General features: G+C 61.6%; 16 protein-coding genes. 12 read left to right on the top strand and 4 right to left on the bottom strand.

The genetic code is table 11. From position 1 onward, the window contains the following. Window positions 1-22: 22 nt before the first annotated feature. Window positions 23-772, bottom strand: coding sequence for a GntR family transcriptional regulator (locus EET67_RS12525; protein WP_425359524.1), 750 nt, complete (start codon window positions 770-772; stop codon window positions 23-25). A 155-nt stretch (window positions 773-927) separates the two neighbouring features. On the opposite strand from EET67_RS12525, the gene uxaC reads away from it, so the two are divergent. From uxaC to EET67_RS12555, 6 genes are all read left to right on the top strand, one after another. Then, window positions 928-2328 carry a glucuronate isomerase gene (uxaC, locus tag EET67_RS12530; RefSeq protein ID WP_128626519.1) on the top strand — a complete coding sequence of 467 codons (1401 nt, stop codon included), beginning with the start codon at window positions 928-930 and terminating at the stop codon, window positions 2326-2328. Continuing rightward, on the top strand, window positions 2325-3812 hold the full coding sequence (locus EET67_RS12535; protein ID WP_165899887.1) for a mannitol dehydrogenase family protein: 1488 nt from the start codon (window positions 2325-2327) through the stop codon (window positions 3810-3812). The genes uxaC and EET67_RS12535 overlap by 4 nt, the downstream gene beginning before the upstream one ends. 116 nt (window positions 3813-3928) lie before the next feature. Continuing rightward, window positions 3929-5101, top strand: coding sequence for an ABC transporter substrate-binding protein (locus EET67_RS12540; protein ID WP_128626694.1), 1173 nt, complete (start codon window positions 3929-3931; stop codon window positions 5099-5101). A 142-nt stretch (window positions 5102-5243) separates the two neighbouring features. Further along, on the top strand, window positions 5244-6311 hold the full coding sequence (locus tag EET67_RS12545) for an ABC transporter ATP-binding protein (RefSeq protein WP_128626520.1): 1068 nt from the start codon (window positions 5244-5246) through the stop codon (window positions 6309-6311). Between the two features lie 8 nt (window positions 6312-6319). Then, a complete protein-coding gene (locus EET67_RS12550; RefSeq protein WP_128626521.1) occupies window positions 6320-7216 on the top strand; it encodes an ABC transporter permease in 897 nt (298 codons plus the stop codon). A gap of 1 nt (window position 7217) precedes the next feature. After that, entirely contained in the window at window positions 7218-8063 is an 846-nt protein-coding gene (locus EET67_RS12555; RefSeq protein ID WP_128626522.1) for an ABC transporter permease, read from the top strand. Between the two features lie 52 nt (window positions 8064-8115). On the opposite strand, the gene torT is transcribed toward EET67_RS12555, so the two are convergent. After that, a complete protein-coding gene (gene torT / locus EET67_RS12560) occupies window positions 8116-9183 on the bottom strand; it encodes a TMAO reductase system periplasmic protein TorT (RefSeq protein ID WP_128626523.1) in 1068 nt (355 codons plus the stop codon). A 66-nt stretch (window positions 9184-9249) separates the two neighbouring features. Between torT and torS the strand changes: the two genes are divergently transcribed. Next, window positions 9250-12174, top strand: coding sequence for a TMAO reductase system sensor histidine kinase/response regulator TorS (torS, locus tag EET67_RS12565; RefSeq protein ID WP_128626524.1), 2925 nt, complete (start codon window positions 9250-9252; stop codon window positions 12172-12174). Between the two features lie 24 nt (window positions 12175-12198). On the opposite strand, the gene torR is transcribed toward torS, so the two are convergent. Then, the gene (gene torR, locus EET67_RS12570; protein ID WP_128626525.1) at window positions 12199-12933 is read right to left on the bottom strand and encodes a two-component system response regulator TorR; all 735 of its coding nucleotides are present in this window, start codon (window positions 12931-12933) and stop codon (window positions 12199-12201) included. A gap of 179 nt (window positions 12934-13112) precedes the next feature. On the opposite strand from torR, the gene EET67_RS12575 reads away from it, so the two are divergent. The 3 genes from EET67_RS12575 to EET67_RS12585 all read left to right on the top strand — a co-directional run bounded on the left by EET67_RS12575 (window position 13113) and on the right by EET67_RS12585 (window position 17185). Further along, entirely contained in the window at window positions 13113-14066 is a 954-nt protein-coding gene (locus EET67_RS12575) for an ABC transporter substrate-binding protein (protein ID WP_128626526.1), read from the top strand. 105 nt (window positions 14067-14171) lie between these two features. Beyond that, window positions 14172-15200, top strand: coding sequence for a quaternary amine ABC transporter ATP-binding protein (locus tag EET67_RS12580; protein WP_128626527.1), 1029 nt, complete (start codon window positions 14172-14174; stop codon window positions 15198-15200). Next, window positions 15197-17185 carry an ABC transporter permease gene (locus tag EET67_RS12585; RefSeq protein ID WP_128626528.1) on the top strand — a complete coding sequence of 663 codons (1989 nt, stop codon included), beginning with the start codon at window positions 15197-15199 and terminating at the stop codon, window positions 17183-17185. Before EET67_RS12580 ends, EET67_RS12585 begins: the two co-directional genes overlap by 4 nt. A 37-nt stretch (window positions 17186-17222) precedes the next feature. Here the strand turns inward: EET67_RS12585 and EET67_RS12590 are convergent, their stop codons facing one another. Beyond that, entirely contained in the window at window positions 17223-18113 is an 891-nt protein-coding gene (locus tag EET67_RS12590; RefSeq protein ID WP_128626529.1) for a LysR family transcriptional regulator, read from the bottom strand. Between the two features lie 289 nt (window positions 18114-18402). Here EET67_RS12590 and EET67_RS12595 point away from each other — a divergent pair, with 289 nt between their 5' ends. Both EET67_RS12595 and EET67_RS12600 read left to right on the top strand, forming a co-directional pair. Further along, window positions 18403-19047, top strand: a complete 645-nt coding sequence (locus tag EET67_RS12595) for an isochorismatase family protein (RefSeq protein WP_128626530.1) — start codon at window positions 18403-18405, stop codon at window positions 19045-19047. A gap of 73 nt (window positions 19048-19120) precedes the next feature. Beyond that, complete coding sequence (locus tag EET67_RS12600; protein WP_128626531.1) at window positions 19121-21190, top strand: hydantoinase/oxoprolinase family protein; 2070 nt, start codon at window positions 19121-19123, stop codon at window positions 21188-21190. The last annotated feature ends 38 nt before the right edge of the window (window positions 21191-21228 follow it).

Genomic DNA, 21228 nt, shown 5'->3' on the forward strand with positions numbered 1-21228 from the left:
ATGCCCCTGCCAGACCGGAAGTTCAGATGAAACAATCCGGATAGGTGTCGCGCAGCTCCTCCACATCCGGAATGACCGCGCTGAGATGGATTTTCATCGCATCGCACGCCGCCGCCACCTCATGCGCGGCAATTGCGTCACGGATGATGACATGCTCGCCGATGACATGTTCCATCCGGCCGAGGGCGGGCAGGGTCATGCGCCGCGCGCGGTCGATCTGCACCTTGACCGGCTTGAGATAATTCCAGATGCCCGGATAACCGGCGATTTCGGCGATCGCCTCATGAAATGCCTCGTCTGCCTCGTGGAAGGCGTTCGTGTCCTGCCGCCCGGCAAGGAAGCGCTGGCGCGCCAGAATGTCGTCGAGCAGCGCTACATCCTCGGCCGTGGCGCAGCGTGCCGCCCTTTCCACCGTCGCGCCTTCCAGTGCCTGCCGGATCACCACCGCCTCGGGAATGAGCGAGGTCGGGATTGGCGCCACAAATGTCCCAGATTGCGGATAGATGTTGACGAGTCCGTCCTCGACCAGTCTGATCAGCGCCTCGCGAACCGGCGTGCGGCTGACGCCGAATTTTTCGGTAAGCGCCTTCTCGTTCAGCGCATTGCCGGGCTTGAGCTGCATGGAAACGATCGCCGTATGGAGTTCGCGATAGACGGCGGTGGCCGCGGTGGTGCGCACGATGCCGGCCGGGCGAGGCTTGGATGCCCGTGTAGGCTCCGGACTGGTAACCGGACCGGAGCTTGAAGCCTCCCTGGAATTTGCTGAACTCACCACCAATTCTCCACCGCAAGGCCAGTTGACATATTAATATATTATTCCGTAGTGTTCGCCAAGGTCGGAACGCCGGCTCGTCACAGCTACGAGCGCCGAAAACTTCGGCAATTCCCGCGGCCGTCGCTCCCTCACGGCGATTGCAAGGACCAGAAATGCCGCTCCATCCCGACAGACTGTTGCCGCCCGACCCCACCGCCCGGGCGATCGCGCGGCGTTTGTATCAGAGCGTGCGGGCACTGCCGATCATCTCGCCGCATGGCCACACCGACCCGAACTGGTATGCCGACAACGCGCCATTTCCAGACCCGGCAACTCTGTTCGTCAAGCCTGATCACTATATTTTCCGTATGCTCTATTCACAGGGCGTGAAGCTAGAAGCGCTGGGGGTACCGCGGCTGGATGGTGCGCCGGTGGAAACCGGCGGACGCAAGATCTGGCACCTCTTCGCCGACAATTATCACCTGTTTCGGGGCACCCCGTCACGGCTGTGGTTCGAGCATTCACTGCAGGAGGTATTCGGTGTCGAGGAGCGGTTGAATCCGGACAATGCCGATCGTCTCTATGACCGGATTGCCGAGCTTCTCGGTCAAGCGGACATGCTGCCACGCGCTCTTTACGAGCGCTTCAATATCGAGGTGATTTCCACCACGGATGCCGCCACCGACGCCCTTGCCGCACATGACCGGATCAAGGCATCCGGCTGGAAGGGCCGCGTCGTTCCAGCCTACCGGCCGGACGCGGTCGTCGATGCCTCGCGCAAGGATTTCCGCGGCGAAGTCGAGCGCTTTCTGGCGCTTGCCGGCGCCCCAGCCACCTATGAAGGCTATCTCGACGCACACCGGTCGCGGCGTGCATATTTCAAGCAGCGCGGTGCCACCTCGACTGATCATGGCCATCCGAACGCCCGCACCGCGGATCTGCCGCGAGGGGAGGCGGAAGCGTTGTTCGAGCGCGTGCTGAAGTCCGAGGTTTCGGCCGAAGACGCCGATCTCTTCCGCGCCCAGATGCTGACCGAAATGGCGCGCATGAGCGTTGATGATGGGCTGGTCATGCAGATCCATCCGGGCTCTTACCGCAACCACAATCCGCAGCTTTTTGCCGGCTTCGGCCTCGACAAGGGAGCGGATATTCCGACCCGCACCGACTATGTGCACGATCTCAAGCCGTTGCTGGATGCTTTCGGCAACGATCCGCGCCTGACGCTGATCCTGTTCACGCTGGACGAGACGACCTATGGGCGCGAACTGGCTCCGCTTGCCGGCCACTATCCGGCGCTGCGGCTGGGGCCGCCCTGGTGGTTCTTCGACAGCCCGGAAGGCATGCGCCGCTTCCGCGAGCTGACCACCGAGACCGCCGGCTTCTACAATACCGTCGGTTTCAACGATGATACGCGTGCCTTCTGCTCCATTCCGGCGCGACACGACATGGCAAGAAGGGCCGACTGCGCCTATCTGGCTGAACTGGTGGCCGACCATCGGCTGGACGAGGACGAGGCGCATGAACTGGCCCACGACCTCGCCTATCGATTGGCCAAGCAGGCATACCGGCTGTGACGCTGGCACGGTATCTGTCCGACAGGACACTCGGCGAGTTGCCCGCCACCGTCATCCGCCCCGCCTATGATCGCGCCGCCCTCGCGCCGGGGATCGTCCATCTCGGCATCGGTGCCTTCCATCGCGCGCATCAGGCGGTCTACACGGACACGGTTTTGGCAAGCGGCGATCTGCGTTGGGGCATTATCGGCGCTTCCCTGCGCAGCGCCGACACGCGCGATGCGCTGGCGCCGCAAGACGGCCTCTATACCGTTGCAGCCCGCGATGGCGCAGGGCAACTGCGCGTGATCGGCAGCAGCGGCGGCCTGCTGGTGGCGCCGGAAAATCCCGAAGCCCTGCTGGCCGCGATGGCGCGTCCGGAAGTGAAGCTCGTTTCGCTCACCGTGACCGAAAAGGGCTATTGCCATGCGCCGGCCAGCGGCACGCTGGATGAGACGCATCCGGACATAAGCCATGACTTGGCAGAGCCGGGCCTGCCGCGCAGTGCAATCGGCTTCATCGTCGAGTCTATCGCCCGCCGCCGTGCTGCGGGCCATGCGCCCTTCACGCTGCTTTCCTGCGACAATCTTCCGGCCAATGGGCGCACCTTGAAAAGCGTGGTGACCCGTTTTGCCGAATTGCGCGATCCCGATTTCGGCCGCTACGTGGCCGACGAGATCGCCTGCCCCTCCACCATGGTCGACCGCATCGTGCCGGCCACCACCGATGCCGACCGAGCGGCGATTGCCGAAAGCCTCGGTATGGAAGATGCCTGGCCGGTGGTGACCGAACCCTTCTCGCAATGGGTGATCGAGGATAATTTTCCCGCCGGACGACCGGAATGGGAACAAGCCGGCGCGACCTTCGTGAAGGATGTCGGCGCTTATGAATTGATGAAGCTGCGGCTGCTCAATGGCAGCCATTCGACGCTGGCCTATCTTGGCTATCTTGCCGGCCATGAAACCGTCGCCGCAACAATTGCCGCGCCGGGTTTTGCCGAGTTGATTAGGGATCTCATGGATGAGGAGGTTTCGCCGACCCTCCCGCATCTGCCCGGCCTCGACCTTGCCGCTTACAGGGCCGATCTGCTTGCCCGGTTTCGCAATCCGGCATTGCGCCACCGCACATGGCAGATTGCCATGGACGGCTCACAGAAACTGCCTCAGCGCCTTCTGAACACGATACGCGATCGTCAACGGGCAGGCGCGCCTTTCCCGCGACTGGCGCTCGGGGTCGCCGCCTGGATGCGCTATGCCACCGGCATCGACGAAAAGGGGGCGTCGATCGATGTTCGCGACCCGCTCGCTGGGACCATCAAGAGCCGGGTGCAAGGGATCACCTCAGCTTCTGAACTGACCGCTGCCTTTCTCGGGCTGGAGCAGGTTTTCGGCACGGACCTTCCCGCGATCCCGCAATTCCGTGCAGCTGTTGAGGCTGCTTTGACAAGTCTTTTGCGTGATGGGGCAGGCACCACAGTGCAGCATCTTCGCACCTCGCAGGTATAGAGCGGGCGGGTAGAAAGCGGTTGTGTTTGAGAACTGGTAGATTAATATATCAAAATTGAGCCCGGGCAGGATGTCACATCAGTGATAAGAAGGGATTTCAGGGAGGACGGCAAATGATCAGCATTACTCGCAGACAAGCATTAGGCGGGCTGGCCGGCATGGCGGTATTGCCGGCCTCGGGCGGCTTCGCGCAGGCGGCGCTACCGACTTCGCCGGTCGCTATCAATGTCGTAGACGTCGCCGGTAATTTGGCGCTCACACAAAAAGCGATCGAGAACTATCGGCAGGCCAAGCCCGAGCTGGTGTCGAGCATCACCTTCACCAAGGCACCGGCGCCCGAATTGCCCGGCAAGATCAAGGCGCAGCAGGCCGCCGGCCGCCTCGATATCGACCTGGTGCTGACTGGTACCGATGCACTCTCCGCCGGCCTCGAACAGGACCTGTGGGTCAAGCTGCTTCCGGACGATACCGGCAGCCTGCCGAAGCTCGAAGAAATCTATCTGGAGCCGGCAGCACGCATGCTGACACTCGGCAAGGATCACGGCGTTGTCGTGACCTATTATCCATCTGGCCCGCTGCTGGAATACATGCCCGAAAAGGTCAAGACGGTTCCGGCCACGGCGGAAGAACTGCTTGGCTGGGCCAAGGAGAATCCAAACCGCTTCCTCTATGCGCGCCCGGCAAATTCCGGTCCCGGCCGTACCTTCCTCATGGGCCTGCCTTATTTGCTCGGCGACGCCGACCCGAAGGATCCGGTCAAGGGCTGGGACAAGACTTGGGCCTATCTGAAGGAATTGCACAAATATATCGAATACTACCCGACCGGAACCGGCGCGCTGATGAAGGAGCTCGGCGAGGGCACGCGTGACCTCACCGTGACCACGACCGGCTGGGATATCAATCCGCGCGTGCTCGGCGTTGTGCCTAAGGAAGCCAAGGTGGCGGCGCTGAAGGGATTCCACTGGGTTGCCGACGCCCATTACATGTGCGTGCCGAAAGGCGTTTCCGACGAGAAACTGGCCGTTCTGAAGGACCTCATGGCCTTCCTGCTCACCCCCGAACAGCAGGCCTTCACATATGACGAGGGCTATTTCTATCCGGGCCCGGCGGTGAAGGGCGTGACGCTCGACATGGCGCCGCAGGCGAGCAAGGACGCGATCGCCGAATTCGGGCGCGAGGAATATGCCGACCTGATCGCCAATAATCCGATCGAGCTTCCGCTTGAGCCGGCAGCGATGGTTACGGCCTTCCGCATCTGGGACGAGCAGGTCGCGGCGGTGGCGAAATAGGATCGTCTGTCGGTCATGCGCGGCAATGACGCCTGTTTTGGTGCCGCGCATGTCCGGAGCTGAAATCCGGCCATGCCGGGTATTCACTTCACGTCGGGATTCGGGTTGCCGCCCGGCTGCCGCACAATAACGGGATTCATGGATGCTGCTGGCATCGTCCAAATTCGATGAGCTCCGCCTTGACCATGTGACGCGTTCATTCGGGTCGGTGAACGCCCTTCAGGACATTTGCCTGACCATTGGAAAAGGCGAGTTCATTGCCCTTCTCGGTCCGTCGGGCTGCGGGAAATCGACGGCCCTCAACTGTATCGCCGGGCTGCTTGCCGCAACCGGCGGCAGCATCTGGCTCGATGACAAGCGCATCGACCAGTTGAAGCCGGAGGATCGGGGCTTCGGTATGGTGTTCCAGTCCTACGCGCTGTTTCCCCATATGAGCGTTCGCGCCAATATCGGCTTCGGCCTGAAGATGCGCGGCACCGCCAGGGCCGAGATCGCCAAGCGGGTCGATGAGGCGCTGGCGCTGGTACGTCTCGAAGCGCATGGCCACAAGTTGCCCGGCCAGTTGTCCGGCGGCCAGCAGCAGCGTGTCGCCATTGCGCGCGCCATCGTCATCGAGCCGCCGCTGGTGCTGATGGACGAGCCGCTGTCCAATCTCGATGCCAAGCTGCGCCTGGAAATGCGCGCCGAGATCAGGCGCATCCATAATCAGCTCGGCGCCACCACCATTTACGTCACCCATGATCAGGACGAGGCGCTTTCGCTCGCCGACCGCATCGTGGTGCTGCGCGACGGCAGGATCAGGCAGGTGGGCGCGCCGCGCGATCTCTACGAGAGCCCCGACCATCTCGACGTTGCCGAATTCATGGGCTATCGCAACCGCCTTACCGGCAAGGTGACCGCTCGCGACGGCGACCGCGTGACGGTCGAGGTCAGTAGCGTCAGGCTAGCCGGCACTATGCGCGGTGACATCTCTGTCGGCGCGCAGGCGGTCATTGCCGCACGCCCGGATGACGTCACCGCTATCGACGGCAGCGACAACGCGCTCAAGGCGATCGTCGAAACCATCGAGTATCGCGGTCGGGAGTTTGTTGGCACCGCGCGCACCGAGGGAGGTCTCGAGCTGATTTTCCATGCGCCGCAGGCCGCAGCGATAGGGAGCACCATTTCGCTGGCGGTCGACCCGGCCCACGCCTTGGCTTACGCGGCGTGAGTACGCGGATGCAGAGGGCAGACCATACGCCGGCCCTTTCGCTGCGCCAGCGCCTGGCGCTACGGGGTATAGATGGCGTTACGTTGCTGGTGCTGCCGGCTGTCCTGTTCGTGCTCGCCATCTTCGTCTATCCCTTCGCCTATGGCCTGCTTTTGTCCTTCGAGCCGAAGCAAGGCGGTATATTCGCCAACTACACCCGCTTCTTCTCCGACCCGTTCCTCTATGACACCATCGCCACGACGCTTTGGCTTGCCGTTCCGGTCACCATCATCAGCCTGGCCTTCGCGCTTCCCGTGGCGTTCCGTGTCCGGCTGATGACCCGCCAGCGGTTGCTGACAACGATCCTCGTCCTGCCGGTCACGCTAGGCACGGTTCTGGTGGCCGAAGGCCTGCTGAATTTCCTCGGGCCGCAGGGCTGGTTCAGCCGCACGCTGATGCTGTTCGGGATCATCGACAGCCCGGTCAAGCTCACCAATAATTACTGGGGCGTGTTTGCCTCGCTGATCATCACCGGCTTTCCGTTCACCTTCCTGTTGACGCTGTCTTACGTCACCGGCATCGATCCGGCATTGGAGCAGGCTGCCGCGACACATGGCGCGCGCGCCTGGCAACGTTTCCGCCATGTCTTCCTGCCGCTTCTGGTGCCGGGCCTGGCAATCGCCTTTTGCCTGTCCTTCGTGCAGGCCTTCGCCGTCTTCCCTTCCGCCATCCTACTGGGTGCGCCGGCGGGGCCGACGCGCGTCATCTCGATTGCGGCGTATCAGGCAGCCTTCGAGCAATATGACTATTCGATGGCCTCGGCGATCGCCATGATCATGGCGGCGGTGCAACTGGTCATCGTCGTCGCCGTGCTGATGTTGCGAAACCTGTTCTATCGCGGCACGACCGCAGGCGGGAAGGGCTGAGATGATCCGCGATACCACAATCGGCGCCAAGCTCTGGATAACCGCGATCTGGGTGGTGGTCGCCTTTTTCGTCATCAACCTGATGGCGATGATCGCAACCGTCATCTTGTCGTCCTTCGCCACGCGCTGGCTCGGAACCTGGCTGCCGGCCGGCTTCACCACGCGCTGGTATTTCACCGCCTGGGCAGAATTCCAGCTTTACGACATATTGATCGTTACCTTCCAGATCGCCTTCACCGTGGTGGCGCTTTCAGGTTTGCTTGGCGTTACGGCGGCTTACGCGCTCGCACGGCGCGACTTCCCCGGCAAGAAACTGGTGATGCTCCTGTTTCTGTTGCCTCTCCTGGTGCCGCCGATCACCTTCGGCATCCCGTTGGCAACCGTGCTCTACCAGGCCGGCCTTGGCGGCACTTTCTGGGGCGTGGTGCTGGCCAATCTGGTGCCGACGGTTCCCTTCGTCATCCTGGTGATGATCCCCTTCATCGAGCAGATCGACCCCAAGATCGAAGCGGCGGCGCGCGTCTTCGGCGCCAACACCTTCCAGCTTTTCCTGCATGTGCTGCTGCCGATGCTGATACCGGGCATCCTTGCGGCGCTGCTTCTGGTGCTGGTGCGCACCGTCGGCATGTTCGAGCTGACCTTCCTGACGGCCGGCCCGACCAGCCAAACGCTGGTGGTGGCGCTCTATTACTCGGTCTTCGCCTCGGGCGTGCGTGCCGTGCAGTCGATCGACGCCATGGCAGTGATCTATATGATTACCACGCTGGTCTGGCTCTTGATTGCGCTGCGCTTCGTCAATCCGACCCAGATCGTCGCCCGCGCCAAGCAGCAGCCGGCATCGGCATAAGCGGTAAGGCCCCATTGAGCCTGCGGCACCAAGAGATGGATGGTCGTGAACCCTACCTGACTTCAAAGGTGGGCTTGAACCAGGCTGGGGCAAGGCTCTGGTCGAGGTCGAGCGACAGCACATTGTTCTTGTCGACGATCTCGACATGCGGGCCGACATGCCTGTGCTCAAGTGTGCCCTCGATGGCCCGGATTGCCTGGTCGATGGCGATCCGGCCCTGAAGCGGCGGCGAATCCGTTGGGGCAGCGAGCACCTTGGCCCGGTTTATTTCCCGAAAGGTGCCGTGGGTGAAATAGTCGGCCAGTATCTTGATCTGGCCTTGCCTGTTCTGGGCGCGCAGCACGCTGACAGCTGCATCGGCGGTCGGCGCGCTGCCGACGATATAATCGATGTCCGGCTGCGCTTCCAGCAGTTCCTCGATCAGCAGAAGCTGGATCTCAAGCCCGGTGTCGCCCCATTTGACCGCGGTTATCTTCGCCGAGCTATCCTTGATGGCTTTCTGGAAGCCTGCTTCGACGAACTGTACCCAGCCCGCTCCTTTCGGGCCCGGGAACCAGGCGACTTTGACCGGCTTGGACCCTGCCGGATGGAGGCCTGCCAGATAGGCGCCGATCGACCGGCCCATCTCTTCCCATGATACGCCGGTCTTTGCCGTGATGCCGGCATCATCGATGTCATTGACGGCCGCAATTACCGGAATATGCCGGGCGATCTCCTTGATGGTTGGAGTGAGACCGTCATAGGAGACGGTGCCGACGATGAGGGCATCGGCATCGCCACTGCATGCCTTTATCTGCTCGATCTGGCGTTCAAGATTGGGATAGCCGCCGGCCTCCACCACGGACAGTCCGACGCCTGCGGCCTTTGCCTGTTCGACCATCCCATAATTGACGCTGACCCAATAGGAATCCTTCAAATGCGGATATGACGCGCAAATCTTCCAGGGCTTCGCCGCCTTGGTCACCGGCTGGTAGTCGATTGTCATGGGTGGGCGCGAATAGTCGAAGGGCGGCTCCCACGTACCCAGTTGCCATGCTGCCGGCCTCTCATTGGCGCTGCCGGCCGCAACGGCCAGCCCCAGCGTTGCCGTGCAAAGCACGCAAAGGTGCATGAAGCTCATGATCGTTTTCATGAACGGAACGCTAGACGGCTTACGCCGGCAGTGCAAACCGTGGTTATATGCGGCATGCTTAGTAGGTTCGGCATCGGTGGGAGGCTGTTTCTCGCCTTCCTGTGCATCACTGGCCTGTCGCTGACTTCTGGCATCGCCAGTTGGCTGATCTTGCGCCATATCGCTGCCGCCCAGGCGGTCGTCAACACCCAGGCCTTGCCTGCCGTCGCAGCGACCCAGCGCACTGCCGAGCTGAGCGCCAAGCTCGTCGCCACCGCGCCGGTGCTGGCCGCCGTCCAATCGAGCGCCGAACTGTCGAGCGAGCAGACCAAGCTGTCGCGGCTTGCTCAGGCGATGGTGGCCTCGCTGGATGAGGCGCGCAAACTGGCGATCGACACCGCACTTGTCGAGGAGTTCGCAGGCGCGGTCGAGAAGATGCTCGCCAATCTGAAAAGCAACTACGAACTCGTGCGCCAACGGTTGGAGCAGGAGGCCGCCTATCGCGACCGTGCCGAGAAAGTGGCCGATGCGGCGCAGTCGATTCTGCTTTTGTCGGAGACGCTGATTTCCAATGCCTCGGCCGGCGCTTCGGCTGTCACCGCCAACCTCTATGGCCTGATCGACGACCCTGCGCGGCGCGAGGACGCCTATAGCGCCATCGACCGGCTGATCGAGCACGATATTTTCCTGATGGAGCGAATGTACGAACTGCGCCATCGCAGCGCCCAGATCAGCCTTCTGGTAAACCGCCTGACCCGCGCTCAATCGCTGCCCGAAATCCGCGAGATCAGCAGCATCTTCCAGGATCATATGAAGGTGATCCGCCGGCGCATACTGGGCATCGATGATCCGGTGCGCCGCGCGCAGGCGCTTGAGTTCTTCAGCACGATGGAAGCGGCCGCCGGCGATGTGCCCGTCGCCGGCTCGTTGTTCGGACGCCGCCAGCGCATTGTCGACCTGATCGGCAGGCTCGACACCATGGCGGAGGCCAATCGCGATCTTTCGGTTAAGCAGAATGCGGTCGCCAGAAGCATCCTTGATCGCTCCGACGAATTCGCGCGCAGCACGGCCGAGCGGGCCGACCACGCCGTGCAGATCGGCGTCATCGTGCTCATCCTGACGCTGGTTGGCGCGGTGATGGTGTCGGGCGGGATCGTGTGGCTTTACGTCGAGAGGAACCTGGTGCGGCGGCTCGGGGGCCTCTCGCGGGCGATGCAGCGGCTGACCGCCGGCGACCTCAGTGTGGAGGTCGCGGAAGAGGGCGATGACGAGTTGCGCACCATGGCGGTGACTGTAAACCGCTTCCGTGAAGAATCACGGCGCCGGCTGGACCTTGAACAGGAGCGTGAGCGTATAACGGTCGAACTCCGGCGCCACCGCGAGGAGTTGCGGCAACTGGTCGAGGAACAGACCGAGCAGATCAGGCTTGCCAACACCCGTCTTCGCCAGGAGGCGATGGACCACGTCCAGGCAAGGCAGCGCGCCGAACAGGCGAGCAATGCCAAGTCCGCCTTTCTGGCGACGATGAGCCATGAAATCCGCACGCCGATGACCGGGATGCTCGGCATGATGCGCCTGCTTGCTGACACCAGATTGAGCACGAAACAGCGCCAACACCTTTCGATTGCGGCCAATTCAGGCGAGGCTCTGCTGGGTATCCTCAACGCGATCCTCGACTATTCGAAGATCGAATCCGGCAATGTCATGCTGGAAGAGGTCGATTTCGACATGGCGGCGCTGGTGGAAGGCGTCGTTGCCTTCATGCGGCCGATGGCAACCGAAAAGGGGCTCGATCTCGGCATGAAGATCGACCCGACCCTCGCGCCGGCATTTTCAGCGGACGCAACCAAGATAAGGCAGGTGCTGTTCAACCTGGTGAGCAACGCGATCAAGTTCACCGAACGCGGCGAGATATGCGTGGAGGTGTCGGTGCAGGGAGGCGGCAAGGGCAGGCAGCGTGTGAGCCTCAGCGTTTCCGATACCGGGATCGGCATTTCACCGGAGCATCATGAGCAGATATTCCAGGCTTTCACGCAGACTGACGCTTCGATCACGCGTCGTTTCGGCGGCACAGGGCTCGGCCTTACCATCAGCCGCGAACTGGCGCGCCTCATGGGCGCCGATCTCAAGGTCGTTTCCGTGCCCGGCGCCGGAAGCACGTTCAGCTTCGAGCTGACGCTGAAAACGGTGCGCCGGCGAAAGCCGGTGGAGGCACGCCGCTCTTATGCCCGTCTGCCTGTTTCGCCCCGCAACGTCCTCCTGGTTGAGGACGACGCCGCAACGCGGCTGGTGGCGGATACCGTCCTGTCTCAGGCCGGCCACAGGGTGAAGGCGGTGAGTAGCGGCTTTGCGGCACTCGAGGCGCTTGGGGAGTTCAAGCCGGACATTCTGGTAATCGACATCAGCCTGCCGGGCATTGACGGGCTCGAAACCATGAGGCGGGTAAGAAACGCACTCGGGACGCCGGGCCTGCCGGTCATTGCGATGTCGGCGCATGTCTTCACCTCGGAGGTGGAGCGCTACCTCAACTCCGGTGTGGATGCATTCGTGGCAAAGCCCATCATCGACGACCACCTGCTCGAAGCGGTCGATGCGCTTTCCCGCCGCGTGTCCGACGATCGCTCCATCTTGCCCGCATTCGACGAGGCTGCCTGCAAGGCCGACATCGAAGCTCTTGGACCGCAGATGGTCGAGCGTCTTCGGGGGATTGCGCTGGACAGCCTGCCGCAGCGTTTCGAGGCAATGCACCAGGCGGTGGGGGAAAATGACCGCAAGGCTCTAAGGGATCTTGCGCACGCAACGAAAAGCTCTGCCGGATCGCTCGGTTTTCCAAGGCTGCTTGCCGCCGCAGCCTCGCTCGAAGCAGCAGCGGCGATGGCTGTGGGCCCGGAGCTGGAGCGTTTGATTGGCGAATGCGACGCGGCCTTTACCGCCGGCCTTTTCCAATTGGAGACCATGCTGTCGGCCGATCGAAACACTGAGAGGGCAGCGGCGGAATAGCGCTGTCTGCCTATCGCGATCTGGTCACCATTGTGGGTGGCGCTGGGCTGGTGGCGTCGCTTCGGGCGTGAAAAAATAGCCTTCCCCATGTGCAGTGACGATGATGCGCGGTGCACGCGGATTGTCCTTGAGCTTCTGTCTCAGCCGCCTGACCAGAACATCCACTGTCCGGTCGCTGGCGTCCCACTCGCGCCGCGATATCTCATGCAGCAGGCGTTCACGCGACAGGACTTGCCCCGGATTGGCCGTCAGCACAGCAAGCAGCTTGAATTCCGCCCCTGTCAGTTCGATGAAGGTTCCATCGGCGGCTTGAAGCGTGCGACGGGTGGTGTCCAGGGTCCAGCCGTAGAAGCTGCGCGTCGGCATGTCCGTGTTATGCTGCCGGCCCTTGCCGACCCGCCGCAGCAGGCCTTTGACCCGGGCCAAAAGTTCCCGGTGTTCGAACGGCTTGGTCACATAGTCGTCGGCGCCGATCTCCAGCCCCACGATACGGTCGACCGTATCGGATCGCCCGGTCACGAGAATGATGCCGGCATCCGACCGCTCGCGCTGTTCTCGCGTGAGCTTGAGCCCGTCTTCGCCCGGCAGGTTTATGTCGATCATCAGAAGATCGGCTGGATGGCGCCCCACGATGCTGCGCATCTGCTCGCCATCGCCAGCCTCGCTGACCTTGTAGCCTTCAGCATGGAAGTATCCGGCAAGCTTCGCGCGCGTTACCGGATCGTCCTCCACGATCACGATGTGATGCTGGAGCCGCATTACAGTACTCCTCCCGCAGCCCGGTTAACATCTTTTCACATTAGAAGCTATGACTTTTACACGGCACACGACACCGGTTCACTTCTCACCGCTATTCTTGTTGGCCGGGGCGGTCTGAAAACAATCAGACAAGGACTTTCCGCTCGTCAGGGAACGACGAAGGCAAAAAGGGAGAAGAGATGAGAAAGCTTACGATATCCGCAAGTGTAGCCGCCATCATGGCGTTTACCGCAGGCACGGCCTTTGCCCAGGATTCCACGGACGTCATCAAGATACCCACGCATAACTGGTCGAGCCAGATCGTCGGCGCGCATATCGTGGGCAAGCTGCTCGAAAAGGCCGGCGCGAAAGTCGAATATGTCTCGTCGGATAGCCAGGTCGTCTATACCGCGCTGTGTGAAGGCGACGTCCATCTCGTGCATGAGGTCTGGGAAGGCGCCTTCGGCGTCGCGTTCGAAAAAGTCGTGAGCGACGGTTGCGTCGTCGATGCGGCCACCCATGACGCGAAGACCCGCGAGGAATGGTGGTATCCGAAATATGTCGAGGAAATCTGCCCGGGGCTGCCGTCCTGGGAGGCGCTTAACCAGTGCGCCGACAAGTTCTCGACCGCCGAAACAGCACCCAGGGGCCGCTTCCTCGGCGGACCGGTCGACTGGCTCAAGCATGACGCGGAGCGCGTCGAAGCACTTGGCATGAATTTCGAGGTGGTCAATGCCGGGTCGGCTGCCGCACTCTGGGCGGAACTTGCCTCAGCTGAGAAGCGCAAGGAGCCTATCGTCCTGTTCAACTGGACGCCGAACTTCATTGAAGCGCTCTATGAAGGTGCCTTCGTCGAGTTCCCCGAATTCGATCCGAAGTGCAAGGACGATGCTTCCTGGGGTGCCAACAAGGACCTCACCTATGACTGCGGCAATCCGAAGGATGGTTACCTGAAGATCGGGGCCTGGAAGGAGTTCCCGAACAAGTGGCCGAAGGCCTATGCCATCCTACAGAAGATCAACTTCACCAATATGGATGTCGCCGTCCAGGCCAAGCTTGCCGACATCGACAATATGGAGCCGGAGCAGGCCGCCGACAAATGGCTTGCCGACAATGAGGCCCGCTGGAAGGAATGGCTGAACTCGGCCAGCTGATCCGGCAGCTGAAGCAATCGCCCGACTGATCGGCAGTGCCTGCCCCGCGCAGGCGCTGCCCATCGAGCGCACACATATGGCGATCCCAACGGCAAAGGGAACCTTATGAACGAACCCAAGATCGCATGCCGGAACCTCTGGAAACTCTATGGTGCCGATCCGGAGGGATTTCTGCGGCGTCACGGTGGCAAGCCGGCGATCGAGGCCATTCGTGCCGAGGGTTACATTCCCGCGGTGCGCGACGTCTCCTTCGACGTCATGCCTGGCGAGATCCTGGTCGTCATGGGATTGTCCGGTTCCGGCAAATCGACCTTGCTGCGGTGCCTTTCCCGCCTCATCGAACCGACCGCCGGCGAGGTCATGTTCGAGGGCCGCAACATGCTGGCAGCCACCGAAAGCGAACTGATCGAATTGCGTCGGCACAAGATGGGCATGGTCTTCCAGAATTTCGCCCTGTTGCCGCATCGCACGGTTCTGGACAATGTCGCCTTTCCCCTGCAAGTACGGGGAACCAGCCGGCAGGAGCGGGAGAGCCGCGCACGCGAGGTGATCGAGCTGGTAGGATTGAAGGGGCGCGAAGCCTACTATCCGCGCGAGCTTTCCGGTGGGCAGCAGCAACGCGTCGGCATTGCCCGCTCGCTCGCTGTCGGGCCGGAGCTGTGGTTCCTCGACGAACCCTTTTCGGCGCTTGATCCATTGATCCGAAAGGAAATGCAGGACGAGTTCCTGCGCCTGCAGAAAGTCCTCAACAAGACGATCGTCTTCATCACGCATGATTTCGACGAGGCCATTCGCGTCGCCGACCGGATCGCCATCATGAGGGACGGTGCCGTCGAGCAGCTCGGCACGGCCGAGGAACTGGTCACCCGGCCAGCCACGCCCTACGTCGCCAAATTCACGCAAAACATCCCGAGGGATCGGCTCTTGTCGGTGCGCAGCGCGATGGTGCCGGCCGCACCCCGCAAGGCAGCGAAGAACGCTATTTGCGTCGATGACCTGCTGGCCAGCGTGGCGCGCCAGGTGGTGACCAGCGAAAGCCCCGTCGATGTCGTGGACGGCGAGGGCATGTTGGTGGGCACGCTGGATCGCGCAGCTTATATCGACACCCTTTACGAGCAGGAGCCGACGCGATGAGCGCGGTGGCTCTCGACAGGCCTGTGAAGGTTGACGAGGCGACGATATTGGGCAAGGCGACCAGGCCGGCTCTGGTGATATTGCCCTTCCTAATCCTGTTCTTGGCTGCTCCCTCGCTTCCGGGTTGGATGACAACGGTGCCGAAGGCATGGGCGATCCCGTTCATCGACTGGACGAACACGCTTATCGACCATCTGCGCGAAGATATGATGTTCGGCCTCTTCTCGTTCCGGGACCTGACCCGATGGGTCGCCGACCTCATCACCTGGCCGCTGGCACTGGTCGAAGGCCTGCTCGTATCAGGTTTCCCGGATGTGGGCGTGCCCGCGATGCCATGGGTGATGACGGCCGGCTTGTTCGGCGTTTTGGGCTGGTTCCTGCGTGACTGGCGCCTCGGCGCGCTGGCGGCGGCGGGCGTTGCCTATATGGCGGTCTTCGGCAAATGGGAATTGTCGATGATCACTCTGTCCGTCGTGCTGGTCGCCGCACCGATCGCCGGCATGATCGGATTTCTGGCCGGCATCCTGGCTGTCAAGAAGCCCTGGTTCGAGGCGGCTATCGTGCCGATCCTCAATGTGTTGCAATCGCTGCCGCATTTCTCCTACCTGATCCCGATCGCCGTCTTCATCGGCGTTGGCCACAAAGCGGGTGCCATCGCCACCGTCATCTTCGCCATCCCGCCGATGGCACGGTTGACGATCCTTGGCCTCAAGGGCGTGGCGGAAGAAATCCGTGAGGCTGGCCGGATGGCCGGCTGCACCCGCTTCCAGATGCTGTGGATGGTGGAAGTGCCGGCCGCCCGCCAGGCGCTGCTGGTCGGCGTCAACCAGGTCATCATGCAATGTTTGGCCATGGTCGTCATCGCATCATTCGTGGGCGCGCGCGGGCTCGGGCACGATCTGCTGTTCAGGCTGCAATCGCTCAAGATCGGCCAGGCCCTGGAAAGCGGTGTCGCCATCGTGCTGATGGCAATCGTACTCGACCAGTTGAGCCGCGCTGCCGCCGAAAAGCAGCCCAGCCATGCCAAAACGAGCGGCATCTGGATTGCACGTTTCCCGTTCCTGTCGGCAGGGATCGCCGTCGTCGGTATCTCGCTGTTCCTGGCCGCAATTACGCCCTATGCAAGCGTGTGGCCGGCCGAGCTCACCTTGAGCACGGCGCCCTTGTGGGACGGGCTGGTCGACTGGGTCATGCTCTATTTCTTCGACCCGCTGCAATATTTCCGCGACGCCATGCTGCTCTACGTATTGATCCCGGTGCGCAGCCTGTTCCAGCAGATCCCGTGGACGGCCATGCTGGCGCTCGTTGCAATGGCGGGCTGGATGCTCGGCGGCCTGCGCCTTGCGGCAATCGTCTCCGGCTTCGTGCTGTTCATCGCCTTTGCGGGCTTTTGGGAACGGTCGCTGATCACCGCCTATATGGTCGCCGTCGCCGTGGTGCTGTGCATCCTGATCGGGCTGCCGATCGGCATCTGGGCTTCGAAGACCGAGCGCCGGGCCGAAATGGCGAAGCTGTGGTGCGACACGTTCCAGACCTTCCCTTCCTTCATCTACCTGATCCCGGTGATCATGCTGTTCAAGGTCGGCGATGTCGCTGCGATTGCCGCAATCATCATCTACGCGATGATCCCGATCATCCGCTATACGGTGTTCGGCCTGCGCAACGTGCCGCAGCACATTGTCGAGGCCGGCATAACGTCCGGCTGCACAAAGCGGCAATTGCTGTGGAACATCCGCATGCCGCTGGCCTTTCCGGAGATCATGCTCGGCATCAACCAGACCATCATGTTCGCCCTGTTCATGGTTATCATCGCAGCCTTCATCGGCACCAAGGACATCGGCCAGGAGATTTTCCGGGCCCTGACCTTCAACGATGCCGGCAAGGGCCTGGTTCTCGGCCTGTGCGTAGCATTCATGGGGCTCACCGCCGACAAGCTCATCACCGCATGGTCGGCAGAGCGGAAGAGCAGGCTGGGTCTGGCATAGAGCCGCCCGGTATCCTCTGGCGGTGAGGTGGCCGTGCCTATGGCTCGGCGTATTGCAGAACCGTCTCGGTGAAATTGTGCAGAATCTTCGATGGGTTGCGCTTGTGCCAGGCAGCCACCGTGACGATGCATTCCTCGACGCCTTCGATCGGTTTGACGATGACGCCTCTCGGATACATGCTGTGAGGACGCTCAGGATAGATGGTGATCCCGAGATTGGCCGCGACGAAGCCGAAAATTGCGTCGCTGTTGAACGGCTCATGAATCGTCTTGGGCAGGAAGCCGTTTCGCAGGCAGACTTTCTCGACAATGTCACGGAACGGGCGCCATTTGGACATGGCTCCGAACACGAAAGGTTCGTTGGCGACGCTTCGCAGGTCGATTACGGCACGGTTTGAAAGCGGGTGTGTTTCCGGCAGGACGGCCATGAGCCTGTTGCGGCTGACCGGTATGGTGGATATCTCCGGATTGTCAAATGGGCCGATCAGGAAACCGACGTCGATTTCGCGGTCGAGCAGCGCGCCCCGCTGCTGTTCGGACCACATATGGCTGAGCTTGACATCGATGTTTTCGAACTTGGCCTTGAAGGCTCGCAATATGCGTGGCAGCGGGCCGCTAATGGCGAAATCCATATAGGCCAGGCTGAGATTGCCGCTGAGGCCGAGTGCGGTTTGACGCGTCAGATGCAAGGCTTGCTCGGCCTGGCCGATTGTGGCCAGACACTGCTCGAGAAATACCTCGCCTGCAGGGGTCAGGGCGATCTTGCGGGTGGAACGGACCAGCAGCGGATGGCCGACCTCCTGTTCGATGAACGTCGTCAGCCGACTGAGCTGCGGCTGGGCCATGTTCAGCTTCTCTGCCGCCTGGCCGAAATGCAGCGTGCGCGCCAAGGTTGCGAAGATACGGAAATGCTTCAGTTCCAGGTTCATGCTGCCGTGGACCCCTCATGGTCTTTCTCGCGATGCCGTCTCCTCCGAGATCAGTCTAGGCCCAACAAAGCCAATTCATGACGTCAGAGTTATGGACATATGAAATCTGCGTGATTTCCCTGACGGAAGCAAGGTGGTCTAATCAGAATAGATGATGAGTATGTGAATAACTTCTCAGGTGATATTTCGAAATGACCCGAAATATCAGAAAATATAACTGTGAAGTAACTATAAATTTTAACATATCTACTGAAAGTCATCCAAGGGTTTCAACGTGAAGGCAGAAATCATGGGAAAAATGGAAGACTTCGAACTCTACTCCGTGGGTGGATACGGATATCGAAAGATCGGGTTCGGCAAGAAGATCGGCATCGTCTCGATCGATTTCATGAACGGGGTTACCAACCCGAGCGAACGCATGGGTCGTAGCCCGATGGCACAGGCGGCAGTGGAGCACACCGCGATCCTGCTCGATGCCGCTCGCAAGAACAATATCCCGATCGTCCATTGCAACACGGCATTCCAGGCGGATCTGAGCGATATGCCGCCATGGAAGATCGAATGCATGCGCGAATGGATCATCGGTTCTTCGGTGGTCGATATCGACAAGCGGCTCTGGCGCGAGGGTGACGTTTTGGTCTGCAAGAAGACGCCGTCGATCTTCTTCGGGACCCATTGCGCCTCAGTCCTCAACATGCATGGGGTGGATACGGTCATCATAACCGGTGCCAATACCAGCGGCTGCATTCGGGCCTCTTCGATCGAAAGCTTTGCGCTTGGCTATCGGACCATCGTTCCTCACCAATGCGTCTTTGATCAAGGCTCGGCTGCCCATGTCCAGAATCTTAAGGACATAGGCATGCGTTATGTCGATGTGGAGGAATTCGACTTCGTGCTCGAAAAGGTGAAGAGCGCCGTGCCGGCCGCCGCGTGATTGGCCACCGCGACACCCGGCTGCATCGCTGGGTGTCGCACACGCAATTGAATTCATTGGGAGGAATTTCATTATGAGCAGCCGTTTGTCCGCCGATATCGGCGGCACCTTTACCGATCTCGTTCTGCTCGACGAGGCCGGCCATCTGCACGTCCAGAAGACGCCATCGACCCCTGACGACTTCAAAAACGGCGTATTGAACGGCGTCCAGATCACCCTTGCGGCAGCCAACGAGACCCGCGGCAAGGGCACCGAGATCGCGATGAAGGACGTCGAATACTTCGTGCATGGCGCGACCGTGGTGCTGAATGCCCTCATCCAGCGCAAGCTGCCGACAACCGCGCTGGTGACAACGGCGGGCTTCCGCGACGTGCTCGAGATCATGCGCACCAACAATCCGTTCATGTACGACATGCGCTATGTGAAGCCGGCACCGCTGATACCGCGCCGCCTGCGCTTCGAGATCGGCGAGCGTGTCCTCCATACCGGCGAGGTGATGACGGAACTGGACGAAGCCGGTGTGCGCGAAGTCGCCTTGAAACTGAAGGCATCGGGTGCCACGGCGGTGGCCGTGTGCCTCATCCATGCCTATGCCAACCCGGCCCATGAGCAGCGCGTCCGCGACATCATTTGCGAAACATGCCCCGACATGGTGGTGTGCCTTTCATCGGAAGTCGCTGGCGAGCAGCGCGAATTCGAGCGCACCTCGACCACCAGCATCAACGCAGCGACCGTGCCGATCATCACTTCTTATCTCGACCGCCTCAGCGGCGAGTTGCGCGACCTTGGCCTGCAGCGCGATCTTTACGTAATGCAGTCGAATGGCGGCGTCATCACCTCGAATGTGGCGCGCGACCTGCCTGTCCGCACCGTTCTGTCGGGTCCGAGCGGCGGCGTGGTGGGCGGTGCCTATCTCGCCAACGAAATCGGCCTCGACAATGTGGTCACGCTCGACATGGGTGGCACCAGCACCGACATCGGTCTGGTAGCGCATGGCCGCGCCGTCACCGTCGATGAAAGCCATGTCGACGGCTGGCCGATCCTGGCGCCGATGATCGAGATCCTGGCGATCGGCGCTGGCGGCGGCAGCATCGGCTGGCTGGACTCGGGCGGCGGCCTTCGTGTCGGCCCGCAGAGCGCGGGTGCCGTTCCCGGCCCGGTCTGCTATCGCCGCGGCGGCGACGAGCCGACGGTGTCGGATGCCTGCCTGGTGCTCAGCCGGCTTGACCCGGACTATTTCCTCGGCGGCCGCATGGATCTCGACGTTGATGGCGCCAATTGGGTCATCTCAGAAAAGGTCGCCGGTCCGCTCAAGATGAGCAAGGAGGAAGCGGCCCAGGGAATGATTACCGTCGTCACTGCTAACATGGCCAAGGCGATGCGCCAGATCCTTGTCGCACGTGGCCTCGATCCGCGCGATTTCACGCTGATGGCATTCGGCGGGGCGGGCGGCATGGTGGTCGGCGACCTGTTGCGGGCGAGCGACGTCAAGCGCGCGCTGGTACCGAACAATCCCGGCGCGCTTTGTGCCATCGGCATGCTGGTCACCGATTTCCGCTACGACGCCTCGGCAACGCTGGTGCGGGCGCTGAAGTCGGCGGACGCCGACGAGGTTGCCAAAGTGTTTGCACGGCTCGACACCGAAGCCCGTGGCAAGCTGGTCGAGGAGGGCCTGCGCGCCGAGGACGTGCTGGTCGAGCGCTATGTCGACGTGCGCTATGTCGGGCAGGAATATTATCTCAAGATCCCGGTCGACGATGGCCCGCTCGACGTGGCCATGCTGGAAACGGAATTCAACAAGGAGCACGAACGGGTCTACGGCTACTCGACCTCACTGTTCCCGTGCGAGTTCGTCAATCTGCGCTTGACCGCGCTCGGCAAGGTGATGCGTCCGAAATTCCCGACCTACGCCGCCCGCAGCGCTGCCGATGGGCCGCTGAAGCCCGACACCCGCCGCCAGGTCTATTTCGGCGGCCGCTTTGCTGACACGCCGATCTACCGGATCGAAAGCCTGCGGCCCGGCGACACCATGATGGGGCCGCTGGTCATCGAAGACCCGAACTCGACGGTTGTCGTGCTCGCCGATCAGCAGGCGACGGTCGATGGCTACAAGAACATCCTGATTGAGGAAATCGACGCCTGAGCGCGCTCGACCGTCTCGATGAGAACTAGGATTGAAAA

The sequence above is a fragment of the Borborobacter arsenicus genome, assembly GCF_003934165.1.
GTDB classification, from domain to species: Bacteria; Pseudomonadota; Alphaproteobacteria; order Rhizobiales; family Rhizobiaceae; genus Pseudaminobacter; species Pseudaminobacter arsenicus.